This window comes from Lysobacter sp. Root690, assembly GCF_001427785.1.
Classification (GTDB): Bacteria; Pseudomonadota; Gammaproteobacteria; order Xanthomonadales; family Xanthomonadaceae; genus Lysobacter.
The window spans coordinates 113506-130273 of record NZ_LMHM01000015.1 but is presented as its reverse complement, the minus strand read 5'-3'; the positions used below and the strand labels follow the sequence as shown (position 1 = coordinate 130273).

Genomic DNA, 16768 nt, shown 5'->3' with positions numbered 1-16768 from the left:
ATCCTGCACGCCGCCCTTCGGGTGTGCTGTTGCTAACGCGAGTGCGTGACTTCGCAGCGCTGGATGAACTGCGCGACTTCAAGCTCAAGAAAAAGCTGCATGGCCTGCCTGTAGGAGCGGCGCGAGCCGCAACCGCGAGAATGCGGCTACTGCGCAGGTTTCGATGTTGTCGTAATGACGCGGTCGCGACTCGCGTCGCTCCTACAGGGCTGCGATGTCGCCACGCCGGAACTGTGAACTCAAGGCGTCGATTGAAAAATAGCAGACCAAGCAATCACGACGACACAAACAACGAAGGGCTCCTCCCGGAGCCCTTCGCCTTACTCAACCTCGAAAACCGCGACCTCAAATCACGCCGCGGCCTTCTTCGAATCGTGGAACTGCTCCTCCTCCGTCGACCCCTTCAGCGCGACAGTCGACGACTGCCCACCCTGGATCGTCTGCGTCACCGCGTCGAAATACCCGGTGCCGACCTCGCGCTGATGCTTGACCGCGGTGAAGCCCTTCTCCGCCGCGGCGAATTCCGCCTCCTGCAACTCCACGAACGCGCTCATCTGGCGGCGCGCATAGCCGTGCGCCAGATTGAACATGCCGTAGTTGAGACTGTGGAACCCGGCCAGGGTGATGAACTGGAACTTGTAGCCGTAGGTCGCGATTTCCTTCTGGAACTTGGCGATGGTCGCGTCGTCCAGGTTCTTCTTCCAGTTGAAGCTCGGCGAACAGTTGTAAGCCAGCAGCTTGCCCGGGAACTTGGCGTGGATCGCTTCGGCGAACTTGCGCGCGAACTCCAGGTCCGGCTTGCCCGTTTCGCACCACACCAGATCGGCGTACGGCGCGTAGGCCAGGCCGCGGCTGATGGCCTGATCCAGACCGTTGCGGGTCTTGTAGAAACCTTCGTTGGTGCGCTCGCCGGTGGTGAAGGGCTGATCGTTCGGATCGATATCGGCGGTCAGCAGGTCGGCGGCTTCGGCGTCGGTGCGCGCGACGATCAGGGTCGGCACGCCCATGACGTCGGCGGCCAGGCGCGCGGCGACCAGCTTCTCGACCGCTTCGCGCGTGGGCACCAGCACCTTGCCGCCCATGTGGCCGCACTTCTTGACCGAGGCGAGCTGGTCTTCGAAATGCACGCCCGAGGCGCCGGCCTCGATCATGCCCTTCATCAGTTCGAAGGCGTTGAGCACGCCGCCGAAACCGGCTTCGGCGTCGGCCACGATCGGCTGCAGGAAGTCGATGTCGCCGGTGCCTTCGGCGCACTGGATCTGATCGGCGCGCAGCAGGGTGTTGTTGATGCGGCGCACGACCTGCGGCACCGAGTTGGCCGGGTACAGCGACTGGTCGGGGTACATCTCGCCGGCGATGTTGGCGTCGGCCGCGACCTGCCAGCCCGACAGATAGATCGCCTTGAGGCCGGCCTTGACCTGCTGCATGGCCTGGTTACCGGTCAGCGCGCCGAGCGCGTTGACGAAGTCTTCCGTGTGCAGCGAAGCCCACAGTTTGTTGGCGCCGAGCTTGGCGATGGTGTGTTCGACCGGCACCGTGCCGCGCAGGCGCACCACGTCTTCGGCCGAATACGGACGGGTGATGCCGCCCCAGCGCGGGTTGCTGGCCCAATCCTGGCGGAGTTGATCGGCGGTCGGCAGCGTGTGGCTCATGACTTCGATTCCTTGCGTTTGGGTCGTTGTGACGTGGGAGTTCGATTAGCTGAGATGGATCGTTTGCGACTGTAGGAGCGGCGCGAGCCGCGACTGCGATATCTGATTTACGGCGTAAGCGGGATTCTTGAAAAACGATCCGATTGACCGGGCTTCGGATGGGGCGCTTGCGTGCGTGGCTTCGGTTGGTCGCGGCTTGCGCCGCTCCTACAGGGAGTCAGTCGATGCATTCGTAAGCCGGCAGGGTCAGGAATTCGGCCAAGGTGTCGGCATGGGTCAGCTCGTCGAGCAGCGCGATCGCTTCATCGAGCTTGGCGCTGCCCGGCAACTTCGCGTCGCCGGCGAGCTTGCTCGGCAGGCCGATCAGGGCGCGTTCGAGCAGGGCGAAATCGACCGGCGTGCCGTCGTCGAGGAACAGCGACGGCGCGTGCAGCCACTGCCACAGCTGGGTGCGGGCGATCTCGGCGGTGGCGGCGTCTTCCATCAGCCAGTGGATCGGCACGCAGCCGTTGCCTTCCAGCCACGCGGCCAGATAACGCACGCACACTTCGACGTTGCCCTCGAAACCGGCGCGGGTAATAGTGCCGAACGAAGGCTTGATCAGATCGTCGCGGATGATCAGCACGTCCTCGCGCAGCACGTGCTGCTGGTGCGGGGTCGGCATGCGTTCGTCGAAGATGCGCATCGCCAGCGGGATCAGCGCCGGATGCGCGACCCAGGTGCCGTCGTGGCCGGCGGTGACTTCGCGCAACTTGTCGGCGCGGACTTTGGCCAGCGCGGCCTCGTTCGCGGCTTCATCGCCGCTGATCGGAATCTGCGCGGCCATGCCGCCCATCGCATGCGCGCCGCGCTTGTGGCAGGTCTGGATCAGCAGTTCCGAATAGGCGCGCAGGAACGGCTGGGTCATCGTCACTTGGCCGCGTTCGGGCAACACCTTGTCGCGGTGCGCGCGGAAGGTCTTGATGTACGAGAACACGTAGTCCCAGCGGCCGCAGTTCAAACCGGCGATGCGGCTGCGCAGCGCGTGCAGGATTTCGTCCATCTCGAACACGGCCGGCAAGGTCTCGATCAGCACGGTGACCTTCATCTGCCCGCGCTCCAGGCCCAACTCGTTCTCGACATGGTCGAGCACCTCGTTCCACAGCGCCGCCTCTTCCATCGACTGCAGCTTGGGCAGGTAGAAGTACGGGCCGCGGTCGAGCGCGGCGAGCGCCTTGGCGTTGTGGAAGGCGAACAGGCCCAGGTCGAACAGGCTGCCCGAGATCGCCGCGCCGTCGATGCGCAGGTGCTTCTCGTCCAGGTGCCAGCCGCGCGGGCGCACCATCAGCACCGCCTGCTCTTCGAACGGCTTGAGCGCGTAGTGCTTGCCGCTGTCGGGCGCGATCCAGTCCAGGCGGCCGGCGACGGCGTCGCGCAGCGCGCGCTGGCCGGTCAGCAGGTTGGCCCAGGTGGGCGCGGTGCTGTCCTCGAAGTCGGCCATGTACACCTTCGCGCCGGAGTTCAGCGCGTTGATGACCATTTTCGGATCGGTCGGGCCGGTGATCTCGACCCGGCGGTCGAGCAGCGCGGTGGGCAGCGGCGCGACCCGCCACGCGGAATTGCGGATTGCGGCGGTGTCGTCGCGGAAATCGGGCAGGCCGCCGGCGTCGAAGAACGCCTGACGCTCGCGGCGCGCGGCCAGCCGGGCCTGGCGGGTGGGTTCGAAACGGCGGTGCAGGCCAGCGAGGAAGTTCAGGGCGGCCGGGGTCAGCAACTGCTCCTGTCCGGCCAGGGTGGCCGTGAGCTCGATGCCGTCACCCGGCGGACGTTGCGGCTCGGGTTGCGGGTCCTGCCATTGCTTGATCACTGCCGACATGCTGCGACTCCTGTGGGGATGGGGCGGCCCGCTACGAGCGCGTCCCTTGCCCCAGACCATGCGGCGCCGTCTTGTATTTGACAATCAAGTTTTTTCAATGCATATCATTTGAAAAACTTATATATGGCTTTCACGTGACATCCACGCGTGTGCTAAGTCCCCGATTTGCTTACAAAGGCGACCGCCTGAAGCCGCTGCGGGCGTTCTGCCAGACCGCCCGTTTGGGCTCTGTCTCACGTGCGGCTGAGGCGCTGTACCTGAGCCAGCCGGCGGTAACCCTTCAGCTTCAGGCCCTGGAGCGCGAAATGGGGGTGCGTCTGCTCGAGCGCAGCGGCCGCCGCCTGAGCCTGACCCGCGAGGGCCAGGAGCTGTACGAATTGGCCCGGCCGCTGGTGGAGGGTTTGGACGGGCTGGACGGGGCCTTTCGCGAGCGCATCCGCGGCCTGGACGCGGGCGACCTCAACGTCGCCGCCGGCAGCTCGACCATCCTGTATCTGCTGCCCAAGATCGTCGAAGCCTTCCGCGCGGCCCATCCCGAGGTCCGGCTGACCCTGCACAACGTCACCGGCGCCGGCGGCCTGGACCTGCTGCGCTCGGACGGCGTGGACCTGGCGGTCGGGTCGATGCTGGATGTGCCCGGCGACCTGAGCTACGCGCCGGTGTATCGGTTCGAACCGATGTTGATCACGCCTAAGGATCATCCATTGGCGAAGCTCGAAACGTTGACGCTGCAGGATTTGAGTCCCTTCGGTCTTATCTTGCCGCCGCAGCGACTTACGACTTACCGCATGGTTGACTTGGTGTTCCAGCAGAACCGGGTGCCGTACACGGTCGCGCTGGAAGTCGGCGGCTGGGAGGTGATCAAGCAGTACGTGGCGATGGGGCTGGGCATCAGCATCGTCACCGCGATCTGCCTGACCGATGCCGATCGCGCGCGGCTGTCGGCGCGTTCGCTGGCCGACTATTTCCCCTCGCGCAGCTATGGCGTGGTGGTGCGCAAGGGCAAGTACCTGTCGCCGCAGGCGCGCGCGTTCACCGAGTTGATCCAGCCGGATCTGTTCGTGCGTGGCGACTATTACGCGACCGGGCAGTCCGATCGCTGACGATTCCTTCGATAGCCCCCTGTAGGAGCGGCGCGAGCCGCGACCGCGATACCGCGCGGGCGACGCCTGCATCGCAGTGGCGTCATCTTCACCCGTGGCGGTATCGGCTTTACCGAGGTGGCGTCGTATCCGCGGTATCGCGGTCGCGGCTCGCGCCGCTCCTACAGGTAGATAACGAACCTTTCGAAGCTATCTGAAAGCCCCTCTCCCGCTTGCGGGGTGAGGGGCCGTGCTTGCGAGCCACCGGCTCGCACGGCACCGAACGCCCGAACGCTATGCGTTCGGGCTGGGGCGGGGTTGGGGTGAGGGCCGATCAATACCGCGCAGTCACCCGCACACCACTGAACGCACTCACGCCATACAAGCTGACGTACACATACCCCGCCTGCGGCTGCGAGATCGTCACCGACTCGCCGTTGCCGGCATTGGTCGAACGGTACTGGTACGACTCACGCGTCGCCCAGTTGCGCGTGCTCGCATACATGTCGGCATTGCCGCTGCCGCCGCTGCTGGCGAAACTCAGCTGGCTGGTGCCGGCCGGCAGGTACAGATAGAAGTAGGCGTAGTTGCCCGCGCTCGCCGCGACATTGCTGCGCGCGCAGTTCTTGCCGAGCACCCGCACATCGTTGCCGACGCATTCGGGCAGGCCCGGCGCGCTGACCGCGACGGTCTTGCTGACGCTGTGGCTGGCGCCGCGATCGTCGGTGACGGTCAGCTGCACGGTGTAGCTGCCGGCGGCGGCGTAGGTCTTGCTCGGGTTGGTGGCCGTGGAGGTGCTGCCGTCGCCGAAGTTCCAGCTGCGCGAAACGATGCGGCCGTCGGCGTCGCTGGAGCTGTCGCTGAAGTTCACGGTCAAACCGGTGATCGCGAAACCGAAGCCGGCTTGCGGCGGTTGGTTCGGGGTGGTGCCGCAGTTCGGCGAATCCGGCTGCGCCACGCACGGCAGCCAGGCGCGGAACGCCGCGTCGTTGCTGCTGCCCAGGCTGGCCATGTAGGTGGCATAGCCCGTGTAGTTGCCGGGACGGAAGTAACCCAGGATCGCGTTCACCTGATCGTGGCGCTGTTCGAACATGAAACGCACCGCCAGATAGCCCCAGCGATAGACCAGGGTCTGGCCGCTGTTGTAATCGTTCTGGTAGACCTTGCTGAGCGCATAGGTCGCGCGCGCGGCTTCGTCCCGCGCGCCATCGTTGACCACGCCGCGGTAGCTGTACGACATGTACTCGGCGAAACCTTCGATCCACCACACCGTCTTCTGCGCGATCGCGTCCTCGAAGTCGCCCCACATGTTGAAGCGGCCGTCGAGGTAGTGGACGTACTCGTGGGTGAGGTTCCAGATCTCGAAGGTCTGCGGACGCAGCCACTCGGCTTCATAGGCGATGAAGCGCGCCTGGTTGCCGGGCAGCGACGGATCGCCTTCCAGGTACATGCCGCCGTTGTTGGTGTCGATGCCGTAGATCGCGCCGGCGTAGATGCCGTAGTCGTCGCTGCTGTCGAACACGGTCATTTCCAGGCTCGCGTTGCCGTCGCCGTTGACCGGCGCACCGCCGGTGGCGAGCGCGTTGTGGAAATAGGTTTCCTGTCCGGCCACGGTGGCGCAGGTCGAGGCCAGTTCCGCCGCGCTCATCGATTGCGCGCGCAGCCGCAGGGTCGGGCTGCAGGTGTGGCGGATCGGCAACGCCGCCGCTTCGACCCGGGCGACGAAACCGCACAGGCCGTAGTACGCGCAATTGGCTTGATCGTAGTAATCGACCATCTCGCCGACGCCGACCCACAGCCGCGCCGTCGGACCGGTCACCGCCGAGCGATCGATCAGCGCCTTCACCCGTGCCCGCGCCAAGGTCTTCAAGGCGCCGTCGTATTGCAGAAAGCGACCGAGCTCGCGGCCGGCGTTGGCGACCAGGTAAGCGTTGTCGCCGCCAAGCAGGCCGAAGTTGCGATCGGCGAACCCGTACAAGGTCTCGACGATTGAACTGTCCGACTGCACCAATGCGCGGAACGCGGCGTCCTGATGGCCGCGGAAGGTGATCGTGTAGGCGTTGTTGACCGCCACCTTCATCCAGTAGAACGCGTTGTAGCTGGCGTTGTAACCGTCGAGGAGACGCTTGACCACGGACAGATAACGCGCGTTCTCGGCCGAGCTGTCGATCAGGGTGACGAATTCGGCCAGCACTTCGCCGTGCACGTCGTTGACCAGACCGAAGCGAGCGTTGCCGGCGAACGCGTCCAGAGCCGAGCGGATCGCGCTGCGCAGCGGAGCACCGTACGCGCCGACGCTGGTGTCGTAGTACTGCACGTAGTAACCGGCGCGCAGGAACAACACCAGCTGCAAGGTGCTGTCGGCATTGGTGCCGTCGTAGCCGCGCGCCGAGGTGGCGAAAGCGTTGGCGATGCTCACCATCTGCGCTTCGCGGAACGTGGCGTAGGCATTGGGCCCGCTGACATTGAACAACTGGTTGATGCAATCGGCGCTGGCGGCCTTGACCGCGCTGACCAGCGCAGTGCCGCTGAGCGCGCCGAACGCGTTGGGGTCGCAAGCCGCCGCCTTCGCGCGTACCGAGGTATGCGCGAACGACGGACGGCGTAGCAGATCACGACGCGATTGCGCGCCGTCGTAGGCGCTGTCGTCGCGATCGACCAGGGACGGTTGCTGCGGCGCGCGGCGCGACGGTGCGAGCGCGCGATCTTGCTGATGTTCGCCGAACAACTGGCGTTCGGTGGCGGGTTGTCGCGGCAGGCCGATGATTGCCGTGGTGCGCGGTTGCGCCATTGGTGCTTGCGAGTTCACGGCAACGACAAGGCCATGCGAATCCGCGCTCGGCCGCGCTTGCGACGACGCCGGCGCGGCCACGCGCGCCTGCACCGATTCGAGCATGGACGCCCATGGCAAGGCATAACTGAAACAACTCACGACACTGACGGCCAGGCCAAGCATGAGCGCTTGGCGCGTCCGCGGTTTGGGTGCGAAGGACATCGACGATCTCCTTGAAGGTAAGACCACGCGCAGGCGACGCCGGCGCGGATGCGCGGCGTGGCGGCCCGGGGTCGCGGTGATGGGTGCTGCGACTGCAAGTGGTGCGGATGCTGCGCGGTGCGGTCGGACGGTTGGATGGCGAGCGGCTCTCCGGCGTCGGAACGGGCGCGTGCGGCGTGCGGCGCGGGAACGCGCGGCCGGCATGGCGATGCAGGGCATCGGGGTCCGGTTCCGCGATCGGTGGCACACGACCCATTGCGCCGGCTGCGGGCATGCGTCGACCCGGCCGTCGAGCGGCCGCGCGTGCGTATCCCGGTCACCGCGACTGCCCCCTCAGGCATGAGTCGCCCGATTGCCGCGGCCCTCCCCCTGCGTGTGATACGGCGGACACGGAAAGCTGCATATCGGTATAACGTATACGTTATATGCCTTATTCGTGCCGCTTCCGTGACCTCGGTCGTGGCTTGGTGTGCCGGTACGAGCCCGCAGCGGCACGCCGACGAACGGTCGGGCGCAGGCCGACAGCCGCCGACAGGTGTCGCGGCTCCTGGTGACGGTGGGATGGACCGAATCGGCCGCAGGTCGTTGCAACCCGCTTGATCCCGTTCGCCCAGCGGCACCGGCCGAGCGCCGCCATGGCCCGATCGAGGCCTGTGCGTCGTGTCCGAAATTACCTGCCTGCGCGCCCTTCTCCCGCATTCGCGAGCGCGCGGCGGTTGGTTAGACTGACCGAATGAGCATCGTCCCCCGTTCGTTGTCCGACCAAGCCTTCGAAGTGGTCCGCGAACGGATTCTGTCGACCCAGATTCCGCCGCTGGCGCCGATCCGCCAGGAATTGCTGGCCGAGGAACTCGGCATCAGCAAGATTCCGCTGCGCGAGGCGCTGGGCCGACTCGAACAGCAGGGCCTGCTGTCCTCGCACCCCAACCGGGGCTTCTTCGTGCCGGCGCTGACCTCGGCCGAGGCCGAGGAAGTGTTCGCGCTGCGGCTGAAGATCGAACCCGAGGCCGCCGCCGATGCCAGCCTGTGCGCCGACGAAGGCGAACGCGCGGCCGCGCGCGCGGCGCTGACCGCGCTGGAAAACGCCGGCACCGCCGACGCCCACGCCACGGTCCGCTTCAACCGCAGTTTCCATCTCGCGCTGGTGCGCCCGGGCGGCAAGCACATCACCGCGCAACTGGTCGAACGCCTGCAGGTGCTGGCCGAACGCTACGTGCGTAAGCATCTGGAACCGGCCGGGCGCGAAGCGCGCGCGGCCAGCGAACATCGCGCCATCCTCGAGGCCTGGCTCGCGCGCGACACGGTGCTGGTGAGTCGGCTGCTGTCGGAACACATCGTCACCACCCTGCACGATCTGCGCGAGCAGTTGGAGAACAGCGGACCGGACGAACCGCCCGCGGCTACGCGACGGCGTTCGCGGCGACGGGTTTCCGAGTAAGTCGCCGACACACCTCAAAAAGTCGGCTTCAGCAGGCTCGCAAACAAGATCGGCGCGGGGCGTCGATGCCCCGTCGCCAGACCATTGTGGCCGCTGTTATTGCAAACAGATCCAGGCATCTTCGCGCTTGCCGCGCCAGACCTTCACACGGGTCAACGCAAGGCATGAAACAGCGGGGTGGTCACGTCGAGCCGGGCCTGTCGGGACTATTTCGCCCAGCGGTTGTTCTTGTAATGCAGGTAGACGAAAACATTCTCGCTTTTGTCTCTCGCCACACCCAGGCTTCCGCCTTTGAACTGATCGATTTCAAACGCGATATGGCGCTTGAGCCAGTTGCGGTAGCGATCTTCTCGCTTGCCGGCGCCGCGATAGAACTCGTCGGCGGTTTCATCCCGACCGTCTATTGCATCCACGGTTATGAAACTCGAAACCAACACACCCTGTTCGAATCGCAACTGCAAGTTGACAGTGCCTTCCGCCAACGCCATGCGGGCCACGGCAAACTGGGTGGGCACCATCTCGCCCAAAATCGAGCATTGGGTTTGTTCACCGATTACGAAGCCATCCGGCAACTGCGACAGCCTTGTTTCACTGCCGATCGAAAAACCGGCCGCCTGGATGTCGCCATCCACGCTTATCGCAAGTGATTTCATGGCTGCATCGTAATGGCGGCCTGAGCGACCGGTCGCTCAAGCCGTGCCGTGATGCTTGCCCTGCCAGGGCTTGTACCAGTCGCGGATGCGGCGCATGTCGGCGTCCATGTCCTCGCCGAGATGGAACATCTCGCCGATCCCGATGATCTTGTCGGGGTAGTGGAAATACGCCGGCACCACCGGCACGTCGGCGGCCTTGGCGATTTTCCAGAACCCGGCCTTCCAGCGTTCCACCGCCTTGCGCGTGCCCTCCGGCGCGATCCCCAGCCAGAAACGCTCGGCGCCGCGGATCATCGCCACGGCCTGCTCGATCACCCCGTGCGCGGCGTTGCGGTTGATCGGAATCACCCCGAGCCGGCGCAGCAGCATGCCCAGCAGCGGCACCCGGAACAGCGATTCCTTGGCGATGATCTTCACGTCCAGGCCCATCGCCGCCTTGGCCGCGAAGCCCCACACGCCGTCCCAGTTGGACGAATGCGGCGCGCCGATCAGCACCGCGCGCGGGATGTCGGGAAACGCGCCGACCATGCGCCAGCCGCCCAGCCGCAGGATGCTGCGGCCGATCCAGCGGGTCAGGCGATTGCGCCGCACCTGCGGCACCTTCGGCGGCAACGGCAGCACGATGGACATTTGTTCGTCGGTCGAATCGTCGTTTCGATCGCTAGACATGCACGCTCCGTCGTCAGTCCCAATCGCGTTGCGCGCGGTTGCGCTTGGTCACGCCGCGCTCTTTCTTGGCCCCGATCCGGCGCTCCTTGGCGGCGCGGCTGGGTTTGGTGGCGATGCGCGGCTTGGGCACGTGCAGGCCGCTTTCGACGAACGCGGCCAGGCGCACGCGCGCGTCCTCGCGGTTGCGCTCCTGGGTGCGAAAGCGCTGCGCGCTGATCACCAGCACGCCTTCCAGGGTCACCCGCCGGTCGCGCTTGGTCAGCAAACGTTCGCGCACGGCCTCGGGCAGCGAAGGCGACTGCGCGATATCGAAGCGCAGTTCCACCGCTGTCGCGACCTTGTTGACGTTCTGCCCGCCCGGGCCGGTCGAACGCACGAAGCGCTCGACCAACTCCTGCTCGGGAATGGTGATTTCCGGTTCCGCCATGCTCTCCTCCGAGACCGATTGTAGACCGGCGCGCGTTCACGTCCATGACGCGGCCTTGACCGGGCCCGGCGTTTGCGACCCGCGTCGTTGACGCGACCGCCCCCGGGGGCGACCATGCCCGGACCGGTCCATGGAGGAACCCCGCATGCTGCGTCCATCCCGCCCGCTTCTCTCGTCCTTGTTCACCGCTTGCCTGCTGGCCGCGCCGGCGCTGGCCTGCGCGCAAGGCTACGACCCCGCGCGCGTGCAGTCGATCAGCGACCCGCGCTTCCAGAACCAGATCATGCAGTCCAGCCAGGCCGTCGCCGAGGCGCTGGTCGGCCGGCGCGCGAATTCGACCGATCAAGAAATCCTGCGCAAGTTCGCCGGTCAGCAGAGCAGCTTCCTGCGGACTTTGGAAAACGCCGCGCGGGCGATGCCGCAGAACGGCAACAACGGCTACGGCAACAGTTATGACAGCGGCAACGGCTACGACGGCCGCGGCATGAGCTCGGCCGACCTGCAGGCGATCGCCGAACTGTCGCGCACGCCCGAAGGCCGGCGCGTGCTCGAGCAGCTGACCAACCAGCGCTACAACAATGCCAACTCGGGTTACGACTCGGGCTACAACGGCTACCAGCAGCAGGGCGGTTATCCGCAGAACAACCAGCAAAAGCCCGCGCAGGTTTTGCGCGATGCGCTGCTGCAGGATCTGACCAACGCCGCGTCGAATGCGGCGTATGGGCAGCCGGTGTACCGCGGCAACGGCGTGCATCCCTGAGCTAAGCGGATGCGTCGGAGCGGATGGTTCGCTCCACACCGCCACAACGCTACCAAAGCTGAGCCCTTCTCCCGCGCAGCGGGAGAAGGTGCCCGCNCTCTCCCGCACACGGGAGAGGGAGCAAATGCCAAAAAGCCACGGAGCTGAGTCCTTCTCCCGCCTGCGGGAGAAGATGCCCGCAGGGCGGATGAGGGCGCTCGCGATCTAATCGACGCCGGCATATGTCGCCCCGCGCGCCCTCACCCCAGCCCTCTCCCGCACACGGGAGAGGGAGCAAATGCCAAGAAGCCATGGAGCTGAATCCTTCTCCCGCTTGCGGGAGAAGGTGCCCGCAGGGCGGATGAGGGCGCTCGTGATCTAAGTGACGCCGGCATATGTCGCCCCGCGCGCCCTCACCCCGNCTCTCCCGCACACGGGAGAGGGAGCAAATGCCAAAAAGCCACGGAGCTGAGTCCTTCTCCCGCTTGCGGGAGAAGGTGCCCGANCGGATGAGGGCGCTCGTGATCTGAGTGACGACGGCAATTGTCGGCCCGCGCACCCTCACCCCAACCCTCTCCCGTACACGGGAGAGGGGGCAGATCGTCGCGGCGCGCCGACCGCAGCGCATTGACGACATACGCCCGCGCGCCCGACCATGCGGCTCCACGCAAGGAGCACCCGCATGAAACCCCTCTTCCGTCTGCCCACCGCCCTGCTGCCGACCATCCTGCTGTCGACCAGCGCCCTGTCGCTGGCCCTGCTCGCCGCGCCGGCCCACGCCGCGCCGCCGACCGACGCCCAGGTCGACAAGCTCATGCAGACGATGAATTACGAGCGCATGAAGCGCGAGATCGTCCAACAGATGAACGCATCCACCCAGGGCATGGCCGAGGCCATGGCCGGGACCAAGCTCAGCCCGGCACAACGTCAGTCGCTGCAGCGCTCGATGGACAAGATGATGGCCCGCGCCGACCAGCTGCTGGCCTGGGAGAACGTCGCGCCGATCTACCGCAAGGTCTATCGCGACACCTTCCAGGCCAACGAAGTGCAGGCCATGATCGATTTCTACGGCACGCCCGAAGGCCGCAGCATCCTGGAAAAGATGCCCAAGGCGATGGGTCAGACCATGCAGGAAATGCAGCCGTTGATGAAGAAGATGTTCGAGCAGATCCAGCAGGATCTGCAGAAGGACATCCGCCAGATCACCGACGAAGCGCCGCCCGCGCCGCCGGCGCCGCCCGTCCGGGTCACGGTCCCGGAACCGCCGCCGGTGATCGTCAACCAGGGTCAGTAAACCGGGCTATCGGCTCACGCTGCCGGTTCGAACAAGGCCAGCGCCTTGGCGAACTGCGCATCCACCGGCGCGACCACCTGCATCCGCTCGCCGCTGCGCGGATGCAGGAACGCCAGCCGCTGCGCGTGCAGCAGCATGCGGTGGATGCCCATCATGCGGAAACTGCGATTGTGGCGGCCGTCGCCGTGGCTGGTGTCGCCGATCAGGTGATGCGACAGGTGCTTGAGATGGCGGCGGATCTGGCGGAACCGCCCGGTCAGCGGCTGCGCGCGCAGCAGCGCGTAGCGCGAGGTCTCGAATCCCGACGACGGCAGCGCCAGTTCGGCCCGGCCGAGCACCGCGAACCGGGTCTGCGCCGGCTTCTTGAGCGGTTTGCCGGGGCCGCCGTCGAGATCGTGATCGACCTCGAACACGTCCTGCGCCGGCCAGCCGCGGCACACCGCGAGGTAATCCTTCTCGACCTCGCGCGACATCAGCACCTTGCCCAGGTCCGAGGCGGTCTGCCGGTCGAACGCCAGCAACAGGCAACCGCTGGTGGCGCGGTCGAGCCGATGAACCAGGAAGATCGGCCGGCCGAACTGGTCGCGCAAACGGTCGGCGGCGAAGTCGGTTTCGCCGCGCGCCAGTGCGCTGTCGTGAACCATCAGCCCCGCCGGCTTGTCGATAACCGCCAGAACCTCGTCGGCGTACAGCACCGGCAGTTCGGCCGGGGCGGCGACGAATGCGTCGTCGCCGTCGAAGGCGTCGTCGGCGCAAGTCGGTTCATGGTTCATGCGGCCGTGGGTCCGAAACGAAGGATCGACGGTCATTTTCGTCTATTTGCCGCGTCTCCACCCAGACTCGCCGCGCTGCTACCTTGAACGCTTCGCGTTTCATCGTTCATCGCCGCCCGGAACTCAGGACCGTTCATGCCTTTACGCCGCTCTTCCGCCCTCGCCGCCTCGCTCAGCCTCGCTCTGGCGATCGCGCTGGGCAACGCCCACGCCGCCACCTCGCCGCCGCCCGCCGGCGTCAGCGCCGGGCCCTGCGTCGAAGGCATCTGCGAATACCGGCTGAGCAACGGCCTGCGCGTGCTGCTGTTTCCCGACGCGACCCAGCCCACGGTGACCGTCAACCTGATCTACAACGTCGGCTCGCTGCAGGAGAACTACGGCGAAACCGGCATGGCCCACCTGCTCGAACACATGCTGTTCAAGGGCACGCCGAGCCATCGCGAGATCCCGGCCGAGATGAAGAAGCGCGGCATCAACTACAACGCGCAGACCTCGCAGGACCGCACCAACTACTTCGCCTCGTTCCCGGCCAACGACGCCACCCTGGACTGGCTGCTGGCGCTGGAAGCCGACCGCATGGTCCATTCCGACATCGCCCGCAAGGACCTCGACAGCGAGATGACGGTGGTCCGCAACGAGATGGAAAGCGGCGAAAACAGCCCGGTGTCGGCGCTGATCGAACGCGTGCGTTCGACCGCGTACCTGTGGCATCACTACGGCAACGACACCATCGGCGCGCGCAGCGACGTCGAGCAGGTGCCGATCGAACGCCTGCAAGCCTATTACCGCGCCTGGTACCGGCCCGACAACGCGACCCTGGTGCTGGCCGGACGGATCGATCCGGACAAGACCCTGGCCGCGGTCGCGCAACGCTTCGGCGCGCTGGTCAAACCCACCGAGCCGATGCGCGCGTTCTACACCCGCGAGCCCGCGCAGGACGGCGAACGCGAGGTCACCGTGCGCCGGGTCGGCGACGTGCGCGTGCTGATGAGCGCGTACCACATTCCCGCCGGCACCCATCCCGACGCCGCGCCGCTCGGCGTGCTCGACGATATCCTCGGCCACGTTCCCGGTGGCCGCCTGCACAAGGCGCTGGTCGAATCCGGCCTGGCCGCGAGCATCGGCGCCGGCAGCGAACAACGCCGCGATCCGGGCCTGATGACCGCGCTGGCCGCGCTGCCGAAGGACGCCGACACGGCCAAGGCCGAGCAGGTGCTGATCGATCAGCTCGAACAGATCCAGCGCCAGCCGATCACCGCCGAGGAAGTCGCCAGCGCCAAGCAGCGCATCGCCAACGGCTTCGAACTGGCCTACACCAACGTCTCCGGCGTGGCGATGGGCTTGTCGGACGCGGTCGCCGCTGGCGACTGGCGTTTGTACTTCCACTACCGCGACGCGCTGGAAAAAGTCAGCGCCGACGACGTCAATCGCGTTGCGCGCACTTACCTGCAAGCGAGCAACCGCACCTTCGGCCGCTTCGAACCGACCCAGGCGCCCAAGCGTGTCGACATCGCGCCGGCACCGAGCGCGGCGAGCGTGTTGCAGGGCTACACCGGCAAGGCCGCGTTGCAGGCCGGCGAACACTTCGATCCGACCCCGGCCAACATCGACGCGCGCACCCAGACCTTCACCATCGACACCGGCGCCGGCGGCGGCCTGAAGATCGCGCTGCTGCCGAAGAAGACCCGCGGCGGCACGGTCAATGTCGCGGCCTCGTTCAATTTCGCCAACGCCGATGCTCTGACCGGTCACGACGTCGCCGGCAACGTCGCCGGCGCGCTGCTGATGCGCGGCAGCAAGGACTTGAGCCGCGAACAGATCGACGCGCGTTTCGACACGCTGAAAACCGCGGCGCGCATCGGCGGCGGCCTGCAATCGGCGCGCATCGATCTGAGCACCCGCCGCGAGCAACTCGCCGACGCGCTCGCGCTGGCCGCGCAGGTGCTGCGCACGCCGAGCTTCCCGGACAAGGAATTCGAGCAGTACCGACTGCAGGCGATCACCGGCCTGGAAGCCTCGCGCCAGGAACCGGGCAGCATCGCCGGCATCGCGATGAGCAAGCATTTCGATCCATGGCCGGTCGGCCATCCGCTGCATGCGTTGGATCTGGACGAATCCTTGGCCGCGATCAAGGCGCTCAAGATCGAGGACGTGCGCGCGTTCCATCGCGATTTCTACGGCACCGCCGAGGGCCAGATCAGCCTGGTGGGCGATTTCGATCCGGTCGCGGTCAAGCAGCAGTTGCAGCGTCTGTTCGCCGACTGGCGTTCGTCGAAGCCGTATGCGCCGATCGCGACCCGCTACACCGCGGTGGCACCGCAACAGCAACGCTTCGAAACCCCGGACAAGGCCAACGGCGTGCTGCTGGCGCGCGCGAATATTTCGCTCAAGGACACCGATGCGGACTTTCCCGCGCTGATCGCGGCCAACTACATCCTCGGCGGCGGCTCGATCAAATCGCGCCTGGCCGATCGCATCCGCCAGAAGGACGGCCTGAGCTACGGCGTGGGCAGCGATCTCGACGCCGACAGCAGCCGCAACGGCCGCGACGACGCCGGCAACTGGTCGATGGAAGCGATCGCCGCGCCGCAGAATCTGGGCAAGGTCGAGACCGCGATGCGCGAGGAGCTCTCGCGGCTGATCAAGGACGGCGTCGCCGCCGACGAATTGCGCGACGCGGTGTCGGGCCTGCTGACCCAGCGCGAACAGGCGCGCGCCTCCGACCCGGCGATCGCCGGCGGCCTGGTCAGCAACCTGTTCTACGGCCGCACCATGCAGTTCTCGGCCGAGCTGGACGCGAAGTTCAAGGCCTTGACGGTGGAGTCGGTGAACGCGGCGATCCGCAAGCACCTAAAGCCCGATCAACTGAGCGTCTACACCGCCGGCGACTTTGCCGCGGCTGCGAAAAAATCCGGCGTGAACTGAGTCGCCGGAGCCGCTGGAGCCACCGAAGCGTCCGAAGCGTCCGAAGCCACCAGCCTCACCGATCCCACCTAACGGGTTCCCCCCTTTGCAAAAGGGGGGCCAGGGGGATTTGCTTTTGCTTTTGCTCTTCACCGCNCAGCAAAAGCAAATCCCCCACGTCCGCTTCGCGGCCGTTCGCCCCCTTTGTCAAAGGGGGCAAAAGCAAGAGCGCATGCAAATGATCGAAGTGGTGTCGAACGGTTCCGGATCGTCCAGATCGTGTCACG

At 66.3% G+C, this 16768-nt stretch carries 12 protein-coding genes; 5 read left to right on the top strand and 7 right to left on the bottom strand.

The window, feature by feature from the left end:
• Positions 1 to 350: 350 nt before the first annotated feature.
• Entirely contained in the window at positions 351 to 1652 is a 1302-nt protein-coding gene (aceA, locus tag ASD86_RS17635) for an isocitrate lyase (RefSeq protein ID WP_056113528.1), read from the bottom strand.
• Positions 1653 to 1869: 217 nt separating this feature from the next.
• Positions 1870 to 3507: a malate synthase A gene (gene aceB, locus ASD86_RS17630; protein WP_082578460.1), complete on the bottom strand. Its 1638-nt coding sequence runs from the start codon at positions 3505 to 3507 to the stop codon at positions 1870 to 1872.
• Positions 3508 to 3656: 149 nt separating this feature from the next.
• On the opposite strand from aceB, the gene ASD86_RS17625 reads away from it, so the two are divergent.
• Positions 3657 to 4610, top strand: coding sequence for a LysR family transcriptional regulator (locus ASD86_RS17625; RefSeq protein WP_235567799.1), 954 nt, complete (start codon positions 3657 to 3659; stop codon positions 4608 to 4610).
• Positions 4611 to 4923: 313 nt separating this feature from the next.
• Here ASD86_RS17625 and ASD86_RS17620 read toward each other — a convergent pair whose 3' ends face one another.
• Entirely contained in the window at positions 4924 to 7380 is a 2457-nt protein-coding gene (locus ASD86_RS17620) for a collagenase (RefSeq protein WP_082578466.1), read from the bottom strand.
• A gap of 937 nt (positions 7381 to 8317) precedes the next feature.
• Between ASD86_RS17620 and ASD86_RS17615 the strand changes: the two genes are divergently transcribed.
• Positions 8318 to 9022: a GntR family transcriptional regulator gene (locus ASD86_RS17615; protein ID WP_056113523.1), complete on the top strand. Its 705-nt coding sequence runs from the start codon at positions 8318 to 8320 to the stop codon at positions 9020 to 9022.
• A 206-nt stretch (positions 9023 to 9228) separates the two neighbouring features.
• Here ASD86_RS17615 and ASD86_RS17610 read toward each other — a convergent pair whose 3' ends face one another.
• Genes ASD86_RS17610 through arfB form a run of 3 tightly spaced genes read right to left on the bottom strand, consistent with a single transcriptional unit; the run spans position 9229 to position 10771 of the window.
• Positions 9229 to 9675 (bottom strand): hypothetical protein, encoded by a 447-nt coding sequence (locus ASD86_RS17610; RefSeq protein WP_157476794.1) that lies wholly within the window; start codon positions 9673 to 9675, stop codon positions 9229 to 9231.
• Positions 9676 to 9711: 36 nt separating this feature from the next.
• Positions 9712 to 10344 (bottom strand): 1-acyl-sn-glycerol-3-phosphate acyltransferase, encoded by a 633-nt coding sequence (locus ASD86_RS17605; RefSeq protein WP_082578459.1) that lies wholly within the window; start codon positions 10342 to 10344, stop codon positions 9712 to 9714.
• A 13-nt stretch (positions 10345 to 10357) separates the two neighbouring features.
• Complete coding sequence (gene arfB, locus ASD86_RS17600; protein WP_056113518.1) at positions 10358 to 10771, bottom strand: alternative ribosome rescue aminoacyl-tRNA hydrolase ArfB; 414 nt, start codon at positions 10769 to 10771, stop codon at positions 10358 to 10360.
• Positions 10772 to 10916: 145 nt separating this feature from the next.
• Between arfB and ASD86_RS17595 the strand changes: the two genes are divergently transcribed.
• Positions 10917 to 11531, top strand: a complete 615-nt coding sequence (locus ASD86_RS17595; RefSeq protein WP_157476792.1) for a hypothetical protein — start codon at positions 10917 to 10919, stop codon at positions 11529 to 11531.
• 661 nt (positions 11532 to 12192) lie between these two features.
• Positions 12193 to 12804, top strand: a complete 612-nt coding sequence (locus ASD86_RS17590) for a DUF2059 domain-containing protein (protein ID WP_056113511.1) — start codon at positions 12193 to 12195, stop codon at positions 12802 to 12804.
• 14 nt (positions 12805 to 12818) lie between these two features.
• Here ASD86_RS17590 and ASD86_RS17585 read toward each other — a convergent pair whose 3' ends face one another.
• Positions 12819 to 13577: a pseudouridine synthase gene (locus ASD86_RS17585; RefSeq protein ID WP_056113508.1), complete on the bottom strand. Its 759-nt coding sequence runs from the start codon at positions 13575 to 13577 to the stop codon at positions 12819 to 12821.
• Between the two features lie 135 nt (positions 13578 to 13712).
• Here ASD86_RS17585 and ASD86_RS17580 point away from each other — a divergent pair, with 135 nt between their 5' ends.
• Positions 13713 to 16502: a pitrilysin family protein gene (locus ASD86_RS17580; protein WP_056113507.1), complete on the top strand. Its 2790-nt coding sequence runs from the start codon at positions 13713 to 13715 to the stop codon at positions 16500 to 16502.
• The last annotated feature ends 266 nt before the right edge of the window (positions 16503 to 16768 follow it).

Excerpts from the sequence above, each read along its gene's own strand:
- aceA (WP_056113528.1), bottom strand. The coding sequence starts at position 1,652 with ATGAGCCACACGCTGCCGACCGCCGATCAACTCCGCCAGGATTGGGCC.
- aceB (WP_082578460.1), bottom strand. The coding sequence starts at position 3,507 with ATGTCGGCAGTGATCAAGCAATGGCAGGACCCGCAACCCGAGCCGCAA.
- ASD86_RS17620 (WP_082578466.1), bottom strand. The coding sequence starts at position 7,380 with ATGGCGCAACCGCGCACCACGGCAATCATCGGCCTGCCGCGACAACCC.
- ASD86_RS17615 (WP_056113523.1), top strand. The coding sequence starts at position 8,318 with ATGAGCATCGTCCCCCGTTCGTTGTCCGACCAAGCCTTCGAAGTGGTC.
- ASD86_RS17610 (WP_157476794.1), bottom strand. The coding sequence starts at position 9,675 with ATGAAATCACTTGCGATAAGCGTGGATGGCGACATCCAGGCGGCCGGT.
- ASD86_RS17605 (WP_082578459.1), bottom strand. The coding sequence starts at position 10,344 with ATGTCTAGCGATCGAAACGACGATTCGACCGACGAACAAATGTCCATC.
- arfB (WP_056113518.1), bottom strand. The coding sequence starts at position 10,771 with ATGGCGGAACCGGAAATCACCATTCCCGAGCAGGAGTTGGTCGAGCGC.
- ASD86_RS17595 (WP_157476792.1), top strand. The coding sequence starts at position 10,917 with ATGCTGCGTCCATCCCGCCCGCTTCTCTCGTCCTTGTTCACCGCTTGC.
- ASD86_RS17590 (WP_056113511.1), top strand. The coding sequence starts at position 12,193 with ATGAAACCCCTCTTCCGTCTGCCCACCGCCCTGCTGCCGACCATCCTG.
- ASD86_RS17585 (WP_056113508.1), bottom strand. The coding sequence starts at position 13,577 with ATGAACCATGAACCGACTTGCGCCGACGACGCCTTCGACGGCGACGAC.
- ASD86_RS17580 (WP_056113507.1), top strand. The coding sequence starts at position 13,713 with ATGCCTTTACGCCGCTCTTCCGCCCTCGCCGCCTCGCTCAGCCTCGCT.